The 14,187-nt window shown below is 74.3% G+C and carries 16 protein-coding genes; 10 read left to right on the top strand and 6 right to left on the bottom strand.

What is annotated here, in order from left to right; translation table 11 throughout:
* Window positions 1-123 precede the first annotated feature (123 nt).
* The 9 genes from ND486_RS16415 to ND486_RS16375 are packed head-to-tail and all read left to right on the top strand — an operon-like array spanning window position 124 to window position 7,457.
* Entirely contained in the window at window positions 124-576 is a 453-nt protein-coding gene (locus ND486_RS16415) for a heme-binding protein (protein WP_224402122.1), read from the top strand.
* Complete coding sequence (locus tag ND486_RS16410) at window positions 573-1,433, top strand: MIP/aquaporin family protein (RefSeq protein WP_224402123.1); 861 nt, start codon at window positions 573-575, stop codon at window positions 1,431-1,433. The genes ND486_RS16415 and ND486_RS16410 overlap by 4 nt, the downstream gene beginning before the upstream one ends.
* On the top strand, window positions 1,430-1,855 hold the full coding sequence (locus ND486_RS16405; protein ID WP_062395983.1) for a diol dehydratase small subunit: 426 nt from the start codon (window positions 1,430-1,432) through the stop codon (window positions 1,853-1,855). Before ND486_RS16410 ends, ND486_RS16405 begins: the two co-directional genes overlap by 4 nt.
* Window positions 1,856-1,858: 3 nt before the next feature.
* Complete coding sequence (locus ND486_RS16400; RefSeq protein WP_208822371.1) at window positions 1,859-3,580, top strand: propanediol/glycerol family dehydratase large subunit; 1,722 nt, start codon at window positions 1,859-1,861, stop codon at window positions 3,578-3,580.
* A complete protein-coding gene (locus ND486_RS16395; RefSeq protein WP_208822368.1) occupies window positions 3,577-4,152 on the top strand; it encodes a propanediol/glycerol family dehydratase medium subunit in 576 nt (191 codons plus the stop codon). The genes ND486_RS16400 and ND486_RS16395 overlap by 4 nt, the downstream gene beginning before the upstream one ends.
* An 11-nt stretch (window positions 4,153-4,163) precedes the next feature.
* Window positions 4,164-6,032, top strand: coding sequence for a diol dehydratase reactivase subunit alpha (locus tag ND486_RS16390; protein WP_251785023.1), 1,869 nt, complete (start codon window positions 4,164-4,166; stop codon window positions 6,030-6,032).
* On the top strand, window positions 6,029-6,457 hold the full coding sequence (locus tag ND486_RS16385; RefSeq protein ID WP_251785022.1) for a glycerol dehydratase reactivase beta/small subunit family protein: 429 nt from the start codon (window positions 6,029-6,031) through the stop codon (window positions 6,455-6,457). The genes ND486_RS16390 and ND486_RS16385 overlap by 4 nt, the downstream gene beginning before the upstream one ends.
* Window positions 6,454-6,672 (top strand): hypothetical protein, encoded by a 219-nt coding sequence (locus ND486_RS16380; RefSeq protein ID WP_208822362.1) that lies wholly within the window; start codon window positions 6,454-6,456, stop codon window positions 6,670-6,672. Before ND486_RS16385 ends, ND486_RS16380 begins: the two co-directional genes overlap by 4 nt.
* Window positions 6,669-7,457: a (2Fe-2S)-binding protein gene (locus ND486_RS16375; RefSeq protein WP_208822360.1), complete on the top strand. Its 789-nt coding sequence runs from the start codon at window positions 6,669-6,671 to the stop codon at window positions 7,455-7,457. Before ND486_RS16380 ends, ND486_RS16375 begins: the two co-directional genes overlap by 4 nt.
* Window positions 7,458-7,482: 25 nt before the next feature.
* Here the strand turns inward: ND486_RS16375 and ND486_RS16370 are convergent, their stop codons facing one another.
* Genes ND486_RS16370 through ND486_RS16360 form a run of 3 tightly spaced genes read right to left on the bottom strand, consistent with a single transcriptional unit; the run spans window position 7,483 to window position 10,187 of the window.
* Entirely contained in the window at window positions 7,483-8,220 is a 738-nt protein-coding gene (locus tag ND486_RS16370; RefSeq protein ID WP_062395977.1) for a DUF4191 domain-containing protein, read from the bottom strand.
* Between the two features lie 45 nt (window positions 8,221-8,265).
* Entirely contained in the window at window positions 8,266-9,270 is a 1,005-nt protein-coding gene (gene lipA, locus ND486_RS16365; RefSeq protein ID WP_062395976.1) for a lipoyl synthase, read from the bottom strand.
* Window positions 9,267-10,187: an SDR family NAD(P)-dependent oxidoreductase gene (locus ND486_RS16360; RefSeq protein WP_251785021.1), complete on the bottom strand. Its 921-nt coding sequence runs from the start codon at window positions 10,185-10,187 to the stop codon at window positions 9,267-9,269. Before ND486_RS16360 ends, lipA begins: the two co-directional genes overlap by 4 nt.
* Window positions 10,188-10,272: 85 nt before the next feature.
* Between ND486_RS16360 and ND486_RS16355 the strand changes: the two genes are divergently transcribed.
* Window positions 10,273-11,205, top strand: a complete 933-nt coding sequence (locus tag ND486_RS16355; protein ID WP_251785020.1) for an LLM class F420-dependent oxidoreductase — start codon at window positions 10,273-10,275, stop codon at window positions 11,203-11,205.
* A gap of 18 nt (window positions 11,206-11,223) precedes the next feature.
* On the opposite strand, the gene lipB is transcribed toward ND486_RS16355, so the two are convergent.
* The 3 genes from lipB to ND486_RS16340 are packed head-to-tail and all read right to left on the bottom strand — an operon-like array spanning window position 11,224 to window position 14,109.
* Window positions 11,224-11,946: a lipoyl(octanoyl) transferase LipB gene (lipB, locus tag ND486_RS16350; protein WP_208822353.1), complete on the bottom strand. Its 723-nt coding sequence runs from the start codon at window positions 11,944-11,946 to the stop codon at window positions 11,224-11,226.
* A 10-nt stretch (window positions 11,947-11,956) separates the two neighbouring features.
* A complete protein-coding gene (locus ND486_RS16345; RefSeq protein WP_178373448.1) occupies window positions 11,957-13,222 on the bottom strand; it encodes an NAD(P)/FAD-dependent oxidoreductase in 1,266 nt (421 codons plus the stop codon).
* Complete coding sequence (locus tag ND486_RS16340; RefSeq protein ID WP_062403285.1) at window positions 13,219-14,109, bottom strand: TIGR01777 family oxidoreductase; 891 nt, start codon at window positions 14,107-14,109, stop codon at window positions 13,219-13,221. The genes ND486_RS16345 and ND486_RS16340 overlap by 4 nt, the downstream gene beginning before the upstream one ends.
* Window positions 14,110-14,187: the final 78 nt, after the last annotated feature.

Below are 14,187 nucleotides of genomic sequence, written 5' to 3'. Positions count from 1 at the left end.
GTCGACGCCGCCGCACCGGCGCCGACTGGGCCGTACGGCCCTCTCCGGAGGGTGTGGGGGTGGGGGTGAGGTAGGGAGAGTCCTCATATCTGCGCGGGTGACCGCGCTCATAGCGTCCTCGTCGTGGCCCGGTACGGACCCGGGCAGCTCGACTCGACGAGGAGTGAGGCCCGGATGCAGCGACTGACCCTCCAGGACGCAGAGAAGGCGCTGGCCGCCGGACTGGCGAAGGCGACCGAGATCGGCCAGCCGATGAACGTGGCAATCGTGGACGACGGCGGTCACCTGCTCGCCTTCGCCCGCCAGGACGGCGCGATCCGCGCGAGCATCGACATCGCCCAGCGCAAGGCGCGCACCTCGATCCTGATGAACCTGCCGACCGCGGCGCTGACCCCGCTGGTACAGCCCGGTGCCGAGCTCTACGGCCTGGAGCACACCGCCGGTGGCATGGTCATCTTCGGCGGCGGCATCCCGATCCACCGCGACGGTGAGCTCGTCGGCGCGGTCGGGGTCAGCGCCGGCTCGGTGGAGCAGGACGTGACGGTGGCCGAGGCCGCCGTCGCGGCACTCGCGTGAGCCGCGGGGACGCCGGCGAGCTCGCAGCCGAGTTCGCCGGGACCTTCGTCCTGATCCTCATCGGCTGCGGCACCGTCGCCCAGGTCGTGACCTCCGAGGGCGCCAACGGCGACTGGGGCACCCTGGTCTGGGGCTGGGGCGTCGCGGTCACCATGGGCGTCTACATCGCCGGCCGCGTGAGCGGGGCCCACCTCAACCCGGCCGTCACCCTGGCGCTGGCCGTGTTCAAGGGCTTCGCCTGGCGCAAGGTCGTGCCCTACTGGCTGGCCCAGACGGTCGGCGCCTTCCTCGCCGCCCTCGTCGTGCGGGCCGTCTACGCCGGCCCGATCGCGGCGGTCGACCCCGGCCACACCGTCGCCACGCAGACCATCTTCTCGACCCTGCCCGGCGAGCACGTCACGATCTTCGCCGCGTTCGGCGACCAGATCGTCGGCACCGCCCTGCTCGTCTTCGTGATCTTCGCGCTGACCAACGCGCTCAACAACCCGCCCGGCGCCAACATGGCGCCCTTCATGATCGGTTTCCTGGTCGTCGGCATCGGCATCGCGTTCGGCGCCAACGCCGGCTACGCGATCAACCCGGCCCGTGACCTGGGCCCCCGACTCGCCTCGTTCGTCACCGGCTACGACACCGCGTTCGTCACCGCCGCCGGCGTCCCGTACTGGTGGCTCCCGATCGTCGCCCCGCTGCTCGGTGGCCTGATCGGAGGCGGCGCCTTCGTCCTGCTGGTCGAGCGCTTCCTCACCCCGGCCGAGCTGGAGGCCGCCGCGACCGGCGAGACCCCCGTCGGCCGCGTCCCGCACCCGCAGGCCCCGGTCGAGCAGCCCGTGGCGTCCCGCCTGGAGGAGACCCGATGAGCACCACCCTCGGCCCCACCGACTACCCGCTGTCCGTGCAGCGGCCCGACCTGCTCCGCACCCCGACCGGCCGCCCGCTGGCGGAGGTCACCATGGCCGCCGTCGTGTCCGGGGAGATCCGCAACGAGGACCTCCGCATCTCGCCCGAGACCCTGAAGCTCCAGGGCGAGATCTCCGACTCGGTCGGCCGCCGCCAGCTCGCCGAGAACATGCGGCGCGCCGCCGAGCTCACCGCCGTCCCCGACGAGGAGGTCCTCGCGATCTACAACGCGCTGCGGCCCCGCGCCTCGTCGGCCGCCCGGCTCGCGGAGATCGCCGACCGGCTGGAGAACGACTACGCCGCCGCCACCTGCGCCGCGCTCGTCCGCGAGGCCGCGCAGGTCTACGCCGCCCGCGACCTGCTCGCCCGCGAAGGAGACTGACCGATGACCAGCACCCTCCCCGAGGCGGGCACCCCGGCGACCGGGGCCCGGACCTCCAAGCGCACCGACATGCTCGAGTCCCGCCCGGTCAACCTCGACGGCTTCGTCGAGGAATGGCCGGAGAAGGGTCTCGTCGCCATGGAGAGCGACTTCGACCCGCAGCCGAGCGTCCGCGTCGAGAACGGCGTGATCGTGGAGATGGACGGGCGCGAGCGCTCCGAGTTCGACTTCATGGACACCTTCATCGCCGACCACGCGATCGACGTCGAGGTCGCCGAGCGGGCCACCGCGATCCCCTCGACCGACATCGCGCGGATGCTCGTCGACCCGGGCGTGACCCGGGCCGATCTGCTCGACATCACGCGCGGCCTCACCCCGGCCAAGCTGCTCGACGTCGTCAAGCTGCTCAACGTCGTCGAGATCATGATGTCGATGCAGAAGATGCGGGCCCGTCGCAGCCCGGCCAACCAGGCGCACTCCACCAGTGCCCGGGACAACCCCATCCAGGTCGCGGCCGACGCCGCCGAGGCCGCGCTGCGCGGCTTCGCCGAGATGGAGACGACCCTCGGCGTCCTGCGCTACGCCCCGCTCGTCGCCATCGGCCTGCAGGTCGGTGCCCAGTCCGGGCGCGGCGGTGTCATCACCCAGTGCGCGCTGGAGGAGGCCACCGAGCTCGACCTGGGCATGCGCGGCATCACCGGCTACGCCGAGACGATCTCGGTCTACGGCACCGAGTCGGTCTTCGTCGACGGCGACGACACCCCGTGGTCGAAGTCGTTCCTCGCCAGCGCCTACGCCTCGCGCGGCATCAAGATGCGTTTCACCTCGGGCACCGGGTCGGAGGTGCAGATGGGCAACGCCGAGGGCCGCTCCATGCTGTTCCTCGAGATCCGCTGCATCCTGATGGCCAAGGGCGCCGGCGTCCAGGGCCTGCAGAACGGCTCGATCAGCTGCATCGGCGTCCCGGGCGCGGTCCCCGGCGGCATCCGGGCCGTCGCCGCCGAGAACCTGGTCTGCAACATGGTCGACCTGGAGTGCGCGGCCGGCAACGACCAGTCGTTCTCGCACTCGGCGATGCGCCGCACCAGCCGGCTCATGCCGCAGCTGCTGTCCGGCCAGGACCTGGTGTGCTCCGGCTTCTCCGGCGTGCCGAACTCGGACAACATGTTCGCCGGGTCGAACCTCGACGTCGAGGACTACGACGACTGGAACACCATCCAGCGCGACCTGCAGATCGACGGCGGCCTGCGCCACGTCCGCGAGCCGGAGATCCTCGCGGTGCGCGAGAAGGCGGCCCGCGCGATGCAGGCCGTGTTCGCCGAGCTGGACCTGCCGCGGATCACCGACGAGGAGATCGAGGCGGCCACCTACGCCAACTCCAGCGCCGACTACCCGCTGCGCGAGGTCCTCGAGGACCTCAAGGGCGCCCAGTCGGTCATGGACCGCGGCATCACCGGCCTCGACCTGGTGAAGATCCTGGAGCGCACCGGCTTCCACGACGTCGCGGAGAACCTGCTGCAGGTCCTGCGCCAGCGCGTGTCCGGCGACCTGCTCCAGACCTCGGCGATCCTCGACGAGAACTTCGTCCCGCAGGCCGCCATCAACGACGCCAACGACTACGCCGGTCCCGGCACCGGCTACCGCCTGACCGGCGACCGGTGGAACGCCCTGAAGAAGCTGCGCCACGTCACCAGCGCCGAGAACCCCGAGGAGGAGGTCTCGTGAGCACCGCTACCGAGAACCCGTTGTCGCTCACCGAGATCGGGCCCGCCGAGCGCGGCACCCGGCCCGACGAGGTCGTCATCGCGGTGTCCCCGGCGTTCGCCGGGTTCTTCACCCGCACGATCGTCGACGTCCCGCACGCCGAGGTGCTGCGCCAGCTCATGGCGGGCATCGAGGAGCAGGGCGTGACGTCGCGGCTGATCCGGGTGTGGGACACCGCCGACCTGGCGGCCATCGCCCACACCGGCGCGAAGCTGTCCGGCTCCGGGATCTGCGTGGGCCTGCTGTCGCGGGGCACCACGATGATCCATCAGAAGGACCTCGCCCGGCTGTCGAACCTGGAGCTGTTCCCGCAGTCCCCGCTGCTCGACGCCGAGGTGTTCCGCGGCATCGGTTCCAACGCCGCGCAGTACGCCAAGGGCGAGTCGCCGCAGCCGGTGCCGACCCGCAACGACCAGATGGCCCGCCCCCGCTGGCAGGCCAAGGCGGCGCTGCTGCACCTCAAGGAGTTCGAGCAGATCCGCAACGGGGTGCGTCCGGTCGAGGTCGCCCTCGGCGCACCGGTCGCAGGCTGAAGGAGACACAGGTGCACGGGACGGACGGCTCGCGGCTGGTCGTGGGCGTGGACATCGGCAACTCGACGACCGAGGCCTGCGTGGCCTCGATCGACGCCGGCGGCCGGGTCACCTACCTCGGGACCGCCCTGACCCGCACCACCGGGGTCAAGGGGACCCCGGACAACACCGACGGCGCGGTGACGGCGGTCCGCCGGGCCCTGGAAGGGGCCCGGCGCTCCGCCGACGAGCTGGACGAGGTGCTGCTCAACGAGGCGACACCGGTGATCAGTGGCCTCGCCATGGAGACGATCACCGAGACGATCATCACCGAGTCCACGATGATCGGGCACAACCCGGCGACGCCGGGCGGCAGCGGGATCGGGGTCGGCGTCACCGTCGCGGTGGAGGAGCTCACCGGCCCCGGTCCGGTCCCCGGGGGACCGGTGATCGCCGTCGTCGGGCGCGGGTGGGACTTCGACCGCGTCGCGCGGGTGCTGAACGACGCGCTCGGACGCGGCCTGGAGCTGGTCGCGGCGGTGCTGGCGCAGGACGATGCGGTGCTCGTCGCGAACCGGATCGACGTCTCGATCCCGATCGTCGACGAGGTCGGCGCCGTCGAGCGGGTGCCGCTCGGCATGTCCGCGGCGGTGGAGGTCGCCCTGCCGGGGCGCACCATCCGGACCCTGTCGGACTCCTACGGCCTGGCCACGGTGTTCGGGCTCGACCCCGACCAGACCCGGCAGGTCGCGCCGGTGGCGCGGGCGCTGACCGGGAACCGCTCGGCCGTCGTCGTCCGGACCCCGGCCGGGGACGTGACCGACCGCCGCGTCCCGGTGGGGGAGCTGGTCCTGACCGGGGCCGGCAAGACCCTGCGGGTCGACGTCGACGCCGGCGCCGGCGAGATCATGGAGACCCTAGCCCGGGTGCAGCCCCTCGACGACGCGACCGGCCAGCCCGGCACGCACGTCGGCGGGATGCTCGCCCAGGTCCGGGACACGATGACCGACGTGACCGGGCAGCCGGCCGGGGAGATCCGGATCCGCGACGTGCTGGCCATCGACACGTTCGTCCCGCGCGAGGTGCGGGGCGGGCTGGCCGGTGAGGTGTCGCTGGAGAACGCCGTCGCGCTCGCCGCGATGGTGCGCACCAGCCGCAGCCGGATGCAGGTCGTCGCCGACCGGGTCGCCGAGACGCTCGGCTGCTCGGCCCGGATCGGCGGCGTCGAGGGCGAGATGGCGGTCCGCGGGGCGCTGACCACCCCGGGCACCGACACGCCGATCGCGATCCTCGACATGGGCGGCGGCTCCACCGACGCGGCGCTGCTGCTGCGGGACGGCACGTGCACCGCGGTGCACGTCGCCGGCGCGGGCGAGCTGGTCACCAAGCTGATCGACTCCGAGCTGGCGCTCGACGACCGTGAGACCGCCGAGCAGGTCAAGTGGTTCCCGCTGGCGAAGGTGGAGAGCTTCTTCCACATCCGCCACGAGGACGGCTCGGTGCAGTTCTTCACCGAGCCGCTGCCCTCGCACGTGTTCGCCCGGGTCGTCGTCATGACCCCGGACGGGCCCGTCCCGGTGACGACGCGGCACTCCATCGACCACGTCGTGCGGGTGCGCCGGGAGGCGAAGCGCCGGGTGTTCGTGGTGAACGCGCTGCGGGCGCTGCGCCAGGTCGCCCCGAGCGGGTCGCTGCGCATGCTCGACTTCGTCGTGCTGCTCGGCGGGTCCGCGCTGGACTTCGAGATCCCGCAGATGATCGCCGACGCGCTCGCCGGGTCGGGCGTGGTCTGCGGTACCGGCAACGTGCACGGCACCGAGGGCCCGCGCAACGCCGTCGCCTCCGGTCTGGTCGACGCGCACGCGAGCTCGCTGGTCAGCAGCGGGGAGCCGGCGGCATGAGCCACCCGGGCCCGGCGTCGGCCCCGGAGCCGCCGTCGGTCGTCGTCGGGCACCACCCGGACATCCCGGACCCGGTGCTGCGCGAGGTGCTGGCCGGCGCCGAGGAGGAGGGCGTCCCGGTCACGACCTGGCCGGACCCGGACGCCGTCGGGGGCACCGACGGCGTCGTGGCGCTGGCCCACCGGGCGGCGCAGCGGTCCCGGCTCGACGTCGGCGTCGGGATCGACGCCGAGGGCTCCGTGGTCGTGCACCACACCAAGCTGCCCGCCGACCGGCCCGCCTTCACCGAACCCGGTCCGGGGCCGGCCGTGCCGGCCGGCCCGGAGGGGGCCGGGGACCGGCCGCACGGGCGCCGCGCGGGCGCGGCGGCGGCCCGGATCGTGACCGGGCTGCCGCTGCCCGGGCCGGCCGGTGCCCGGCCGTGACGCGCCTCCCGGCCGCGGCGACGGCGACGGGACGGGCGACCGCGCGGAGCCTCCTCTGGCTGACGGTGCTCGCCGCGCTGGTGGCGTCGTCGACGGCGGCGCAGGCGCTCGCCGTCGTCGCTGCTGCGGGGGTGGTGCTGTGGGTCGGACCGGTCGCCGGGACCCTCACGAACGGCTCGACCGGGACGATCCGGGATGCGAGGCTTCCCCGGTGACCACGGAGCACACCGACATCGCGCGTCCGGCCACCACCCCGCCGGTGAGCGACGTGCTGGCCGGGCTCGCGGCGGTCGGGCCGTTCTTCGAGCTCCTCGACGTCACCGAGGAGCGGGCCGGCGGAAGGTCGGTCCGCCCGTTCGCCGCCGTCCTCGCCCCCGACGCGCTGCTGGACCGGGTCGAACGGACCCGGGTGGCGCTCGGGGCCGAGCCGCCGCTGGGCCGGCGGATCGCCGCGTCGATCGCGGTGCAGGGGCTCGCGGCGAAGCTGCTGTCCGGGCCGGTCGCGGCGCTGGCCCTGCACGGTGTCCTGGTCGACCTGCGGCCGGAGACGCTGTGGTGGTCGGCCACGCCGCTGGGCGACGTCGTCGCGCTCGACCCGCCCCGGGTGGTGCGCTGTCCGTTCCCCGGGCCGGACGCGCTGGCCCCGCTGGTCGACGACGTCCTCACCCCGCTCGTGGAGATCGCGGGCGAGCGCTTCGGGGTGTCCGGGACGGTGCTGTGGGGCAACGTCGCGTCGTCGGTCGCGGGGGCCAAGCGGGTGCTCGACATCCAGCGCCCCGACGCCGCGGACGCCGTCGCCGCCGTCGCCGCGGACCTGCTGGAGCACCCCCGGCTGACCGGTACGGGGGAGCGGCGGGCCCCGGTGGCGCCGGACCACGCCTGGACGTTCCGGCGGCGGTCCTGCTGCCTGTACTACCGGGTGCCCGGCGGCAGCACCTGCGCGGACTGCGTCCTGGCGGACCTGCGCGGCGAGCCGGCGTCCGGCGACCCGACCGACTGACCCGGCGGGCCGGCCGGCGGCGGGGTCAGCGGCGGCGGACGGTGCGCTGGATGCTGCGCATCTTGGCGCCCTGGGGCATCGGCCCCTTGGGCATCGCGGCCGAGCGGCTGCCGAGGGCGTTGAGCTTGCCCTCCAGGGAGTCCATCTCGGCGGCGGAGATGTTGCGGGGCAGCTTCATGAGGTGGCGCTGCAGGCCCTTGAGCGGGACCTGCCCCTCCTCGTTGCCCACGATCACGTCGTAGATCGGGGTGCTGCCGGCGACCCGCGCGGTGCGCTTCTTCTCCTGTGCGAGCAGGGTCTTCACCCGGTGCGGGGCCCCCTCGGCGACAAAGATGATCCCGGGCCGCCCGATGACCCGGTGCACCGCGTCGAGGTGGGTGGTGCCCGCGATGCCCTGGGTGATCCGCCACTGGCCGCGCATGTTGTCCAGCGCCCAGCCTGCGGCGCCCGGCTGCCCGTCGGCCTTCACGTAGATCGACTTCTGGACGCGGCGCCCGAAGATGCTGAACGCGGCCAGCGCGCCGATCAGGATGCCGAAGGGCACGAAGAACCAGACCAGGCCCAGCAGCCACCCGATGAGCGTGACGACCACGATCGACCCGACGAACACGCCGATCATGATCGGGAGGAGCTTGGAGTCCTCCTTGCGCTGCATCTGGAACGCCTGCCAGATCTGCTGGCGACGCTGCTTCGACGCGGCCTTCTTCTGGGCCTTGAGCGCCTTCTTCTCTTCGGGCGAGGGCTTACGGGGCTTGCCGGGCATGTGACCAGCCTACTTCCGACCGGTGATCGACGGTGCGAGGAGGTCTCAGCCGCGTGCCAGCAGGGAGCTGGCCTCCTGCGCGGCCGGGCCGGAGTCGGCCAGGTGCGCCAGGGCGGGGGAGAGCTCCTCGCCGCGGTGGGCCACGGTCTGGGCGTAGAGCCGGCCGGCCCGGTAGGACGAGCGCACCAGCGGCCCGGCCATCACGCCGGCGAAACCGATCTGCTCGGCGGCCGTCGAGTGCTCGACGAACTCCTCGGGCTTGACCCAGCGCTCCACCGGGTGGTGGCGCTTGGTCGGGCGCAGGTACTGGGTGATCGTGATGATCTCGCAGCCCGCGTCGTGCAGGTCCTGCAGCGCGGAGGTGACCTCGTCGGGGGTCTCGCCCATGCCGAGGATCAGGTTCGACTTGGTGACCAGACCGAACTCGCGGGCCTTGGTGATGACCTCGAGCGACCGGTCGTAGCGGAACGCCGGGCGGATCCGCTTGAAGATCCGCGGGACGGTCTCGAGGTTGTGCGCGAACACCTCGGGGCGCGACTCGAAGACCGGGGTCAGCTGGTCGTCGATCGAGTTGAAGTCCGGGGCGAGCAGCTCGACGCCGGTGCCCGGGTTCAGCTCGTGGATCTTGCGGACGGTCTCGGCGTAGAGCCAGGAGCCGCCGTCGTCGAGGTCGTCGCGCGCGACGCCGGTGACGGTGGAGTAGCGCAGCCCCATCTGCTGCACCGACTCCGCCACCCGGCGCGGCTCGTCGGTGTCCAGGTCGGCCGGCTTGCCGGTGTCGATCTGGCAGAAGTCGCAGCGACGGGTGCACTGCTCCCCGCCGATGAGGAACGTCGCCTCCCGGTCCTCCCAGCACTCGTAGATGTTGGGGCAGCCGGCCTCCTCGCACACCGTGTGCAGGCCGCCCGACCGGACGAGACCCTTCAGCTCGGTGTACTGCGGACCGGTCTTGGCGCGGGTGCGGATCCAGGACGGCTTGCGCTCGATCGGGGTCTCGCTGTTGCGGACCTCGAGGCGGAGGAGCTTGCGGCCTTCGGGTGCGATGGTCACGCGCCCAGCCTACGCCCGGGGTCCGGTGTGATGCCGGTCGCGGCGGCCGTGACCTGCCACAACCTGCCCGCGAGCACCGGGTCCTGCGCGGCCGCCGAGCGCCGTGCCGGACCGGCCGGGCCGCGGGCCTCCCCGAGCCCGGTGGGGCCCAGGTAGTCGCCGCCGTGGACCGGCCCCGTCACCGCGGCGAGCTGCGGCCCGACACCCTCGGACACCGGGGAGGTGAGCCAGCGCTCCCACGGTGCGAACAGCCGCGCCTGCAGCGTCGCGCCCCGCCGGAAGGAGTTCGCGAGCAGCGACGACTCGGTCATCCCCGGGTGCGCGGCCACCGAGAGCACCGGGTCCCCGGACAGCCGCAGCCGCCGGTCCAGCTCCGCGGCGAACAGCAGGTTCGCCAGCTTCGACGCGCCGTAGGCCGCGTTCGGGGACCACCGCCGGCGCCGCCACCCCAGGTCGTCGGGGTCGAGCCGGCCGGTGCGGTGGCCCAGGCTGGACGTCGTGACGACCCGCGACGGCCGCTCCGGGTCGCCGGCGGCCCGCAGCGCGGGCATCAGCAGCCAGGTCAGTGCGGCCGGCCCGAGGTGGTTGGTGCCGATCTGCAGCTCGAAACCGTCCGCGGTGTCCGCACGCGGCCCCATCGCGACGCCCGCGTTGTTGACGAGCACGTCCACCCGGTCCCCGGTGCGTTCCCGGATCTCCGCCGCCGCGGCCCGCACCGAGCCGAGGTCGGCGAGGTCCAGCAGCACCAGCTCACCACCGGCCCCGCGCGCCGCGGCGCGGCCGCGGGTCACGTCGCGGGCGGTCATCAGCACCCGGGCCCCGGCCCGGGCCAACGCGGTGGACAGCGCGAGACCGAGCCCGGAGGTCGTGCCGGTGACGACGACGGTCCGGCCGGTCTGGTCGGGGATCGGGTGCACGACGCGACCGTAGCGAGCGGGCCCCCGCGGCCGCCGCCGGTGGTCGGGCGGCGCGGGCGGGCCGGTGCGGCTAGCGTCGCGCCCCGTGGACTTCCGGATCTTCACCGAGCCCCAGCAGGGCGCCCGCTACACCGACCTCCTGCGGGTCGCCCGCACCACGCAGGACGCCGGCTACGACGCGTTCTTCCGCTCCGACCACTTCCTCGCGATGGGCGACGGCAGCGGTCTCCCCGGCCCGACCGACGCCTGGGTGACCCTCGCCGCGCTCGGCCGCGAGACCGAGCGCATCCGGCTCGGCACCCTGGTCACCAGCGCGACGTTCCGGCTGCCCGGGCCGCTCGCCGTCGCCGTCGCGCAGGCCGACGAGATGTCCGGTGGCCGCGTCGAGGTCGGGCTCGGCTCGGGCTGGTTCGAGGCCGAGCACCGGGCGCTGGGCATCCCGTTCCCGCCGCTGGCCGAGCGCTTCGAGATCCTCACCGAGCAGCTGGAGATCCTCACCGGGCTGTGGGCGACCCCGCTGGGCGGTCGCTTCACCCACCAGGGACGGCACTACACCGTCACCGACTCCCCGGCGCTGCCGCGCCCGGTGCAGGACGCGCCGCCGGTGATCGTCGGCGGGATGGGGAGGAGGAAGACCCCGGCGCTGGCCGCCCGGTTCGCCACCGAGTTCAACGTCCCGTTCCAGCAGCCCGAGGCCGTCGCCGCGCAGTTCGGCCGGGTCCGCGACGCGTGCACCGCCGCCGGGCGCGACCCGGGCTCGCTCACCTACTCGGTGGCGCAGATGCTGTGCCTGGGCAAGGACGACTCGGAGGTCGACCGCCGCGCGGCCGCGGCGGGCCGCGACGCCGCCGAGATCCGCGCGAGCAGCCTCGCCGGCACCCCCGGCGAGATCGTCGACCGGCTCGGCCGCTGGGCCGAGATCACCGGGACGACCCGGGTCTACCTGCAGGTCCTCGACCTGTCCGACCTCGCCCACATCGAGGACTTCGCCGCGACGGTGGTGCCCCAGCTCGCCTGAGGCACCGGGGCCGGGGGATCAGCCCAGGCCGGACATCAGGTCGACCTGGCGGACGACCGGGTGCTCGGCCACCGGCAGCCGGCCGTCGAGCGCGTCCAGCACGGCGGCGGCCGCCGGGCCGGCGACCTCGTCGACGGTCACCTCCCGGTCCAGCTCCGCGGTCAGGGTGGTGACGCCGGCGTCGGCGATCCCGCACGGCACGATCTTCCCGAAGTCGCCCAGGTCGGCGTCGCAGTTGATCGCGAATCCGTGCTGGGTGACCCCGCCGGCGATCCGGACGCCGATCGCGGCGACCTTCCGCTCGGGGGTGAAGCCCTGCGCGGGCAGCCAGACGCCGGAGCGCCCCTCGACCCGGCCGGCGCTCGTCACGCCGAGGTCGTGGCAGACCCGGATGAGGGCCTCCTCCAGGCGGCGGACGTAGTCCACGACGTCCATCGGCTCACCGAGGGCGACGATCGGGTAGCCGACGAGCTGCCCCGGCCCGTGCCAGGTGATGCGCCCGCCGCGGTCGACGTCGACGACCGGGGTGCCGTCGGTGGGCCGGTCCTCCGGCCGGGTGCGCCGCCCCGCGGTGTAGACGGGCGGGTGCTCGAGCAGCATCAGCACGTCCGGCCCGCCGTTCTTGCGGGCCTCGGCGTGCGCCTTCTGGGTGTCCCACGCCGCCTGGTACTCCACGCGCCCGAGCCGGTCGACCCGGACGTCGTCGGTTCCGGCGCGGCAGGACAGATGCGGTGCGGGCATGGCGGCGAGCTTACGCCGCGCCCAGCCGGGCGAGGACGGCCTGCGCGGCCCGGCGGCCGCTGACCAGTGCCCCCTGGGTGGACGGGGTGTCGCGGTGGTCGCCCGCGACGAACAGGTTCTCCCCGAGGTCGACGTCGCGGCGCACCGGGCGCCCCGCCTCGAACAGCGGCAGCGCCTCGTCGACCTGCGCGGTGTGCAGGTGCGCCCAGTCGTCGGTGCCGACACCCCAGATCCGGGCCAGCTCGCGGCGCACCGCGGGCTCGTCGACCCCGGTGGACCCCGGGGTCCCGACGATCGAGGACGCCACCAGCGGGCGCCCGTCGGCGGAGTAGCCCGGCGCGGCCGCGGTCATCACCATCGTGTTGACGACCGGCCCGCCGGTGCCGTCCAGGTGCAGCAGCGGGGAGGCCGTCGGGGCCTGCGGCGGGACGTGGAAGAACGTGGTCAGCGCGTTCATCCGCGGCTCGGCGACCCCGGGCAGCAGCGCGGCGGCCGTCCTCGGGTCCGCCGCGACGACGACCGCCCGCGCGGACAGTGTGCCGTCGTCGGTGTCCAGGGCGGGTGCGGGCCCGCCGCGCACGGCGTGCACCCGGGTCCCGAGCGTCACGGTGCCCTCGGGCAGGGCCGCGGCCAGCCGCCGGGGCAGCGCCTCCATGCCGTCGTCGGGCACGACGATCGTGCCGAGGGCGAAGCTGCGCCACACCAGCCGCACGAACGCGGCCGAGGTCTCCAGCGCGGTCTCGGCGAGCACCCCGGACAGGAAGGGGCGCAGGAACCGGTCGGTGACCGCGCCGCCGAGCCCGGCGGCGTCGAGGTCCCGGGCGGCGGAGGAGTCGACCAGCGTCGCGGTCCGCGACGGCGGCGAGGCCAGCACCTTCGCCGTCCACGCGACGAGCTTGGCCTTCTCGATCGGGCCGAACAGGTCGTCCAGCGCGGTGGCCGGGGCGGACGCCGGGCGGCGCAGCGGGTTGACGAAGCGGTGCAGCTCGCCGTCGCCGGCCCGGATGGCGGCACCGGGCTCGAAGGGCCGCGCGGCCAGGGTGTCGAGCCCGTGCGGGGCGAGCGCGGCGTGCAGCGCCGGGTAGGAGGTGTTGAGCACCTGGAAACCGCGGTCGCAGCGGAACCCGTCGACGACGTCGGTCGCCATCCGCCCGCCGACCCGGTCGGCGGACTCCAGCACGCGCACGGTCAGCCCGTGCCGGTGCAGCACGGTGGCCGCGCGCAGGCCGGACAGGCCCGCCCCGACCACCAGGACGTCGACGTCGGACGGGGTCATGACCCGACCGCGGCCGAGAGCGCGTCGCCGACGGTGTGGTGGCGGAACTGGAACCCGGCCTCGAGCAGGGCCGCAGGCACCGCCCGCTGGCCGCCGAGCAGCATCTCGCGGCCCATCTCGCCGAGCACGGTGGAGACCACCGGGCCGGGCACCGGGAACGGCGCGGGCCGCCCGACCGCCGCGGCCATCTCCTTGGTGAACTCGGCGTTGGTGACCGGCACCGGGCCGGTCACGTTCGCCGGGCCGGACAGGGCCTCGGTCTCGACGGCGAACCGGATCGCCGCGACCTGGTCGTCGAGGGAGACCCACGGCATGAACTGGGTGCCCTTGCCGATGCGCCCGCCGAGGAACCCCTTGAACAGCGGGCGCAGCATGGCGAGCAGCCCGCCGGAGGGGGACAGGACCAGGCCGGTGCGGACGAGCACCACCCGGGCGCCGGCGTCCACGGCGGGGGCCGCGGCGGCCTCCCAGTCCCGGCACACGTCGGCGAGGAACCCCGAGCCCGACGGCGCGGACTCGTCGACGACGACCTGGCCGGTGTCGCCGTAGTAGCCGACGGCCGAGCCGCTGACCAGAACCGGGACCCTGTGCCGGGCCACGGCCTCGGCGAGGACGTCGGTGGGGACGTTGCGCGAGTCGCGGATCAGCTGCTTGCGGGCGCCGGTCCACGGCCGGTCGGCGATGCCGGCGCCGTTGAGGTTCACGACCGCGTCGGCGCCGTCGAGGGTGCCGTCCTGGACGGTGCCGGCGGGCGGGTCCCAGCCGCGCTCGTCGGGGGCGGCGGGGGTGCGCCGCACCAGGCGCAGCACCTCGTGCCCCGCGCCCCTCAGGTGGGCGACCAGGGCTGTTCCGATCAGTCCGGACGAACCGGCCACGACGACTCGCACGGCCGCGATCCTTCCCGGTCCCGGGCGGACGCGCGAGCCGGACATGCCGCGACCATCGTCACCCGTTCACCCGGACCG

Source organism: Pseudonocardia sp. DR1-2 (genome assembly GCF_023717215.1).
Classification (GTDB): domain Bacteria; phylum Actinomycetota; class Actinomycetes; order Mycobacteriales; family Pseudonocardiaceae; genus Pseudonocardia; species Pseudonocardia alni.
Note: the sequence above shows the minus strand (reverse complement) of the source record. Positions and strands in the feature narration are given on the sequence as shown.

Excerpts from the sequence above, each read along its gene's own strand:
- ND486_RS16405 (WP_062395983.1), top strand. The coding sequence starts at position 1,430 with ATGAGCACCACCCTCGGCCCCACCGACTACCCGCTGTCCGTGCAGCGG.
- ND486_RS16400 (WP_208822371.1), top strand. The coding sequence starts at position 1,859 with ATGACCAGCACCCTCCCCGAGGCGGGCACCCCGGCGACCGGGGCCCGG.
- lipB (WP_208822353.1), bottom strand. The coding sequence starts at position 11,946 with ATGCCCGCACCGCATCTGTCCTGCCGCGCCGGAACCGACGACGTCCGG.
- ND486_RS16345 (WP_178373448.1), bottom strand. The coding sequence starts at position 13,222 with ATGACCCCGTCCGACGTCGACGTCCTGGTGGTCGGGGCGGGCCTGTCC.
- ND486_RS16385 (WP_251785022.1), top strand. The coding sequence starts at position 6,029 with ATGAGCCACCCGGGCCCGGCGTCGGCCCCGGAGCCGCCGTCGGTCGTC.
- ND486_RS16370 (WP_062395977.1), bottom strand. The coding sequence starts at position 8,220 with ATGCCCGGCAAGCCCCGTAAGCCCTCGCCCGAAGAGAAGAAGGCGCTC.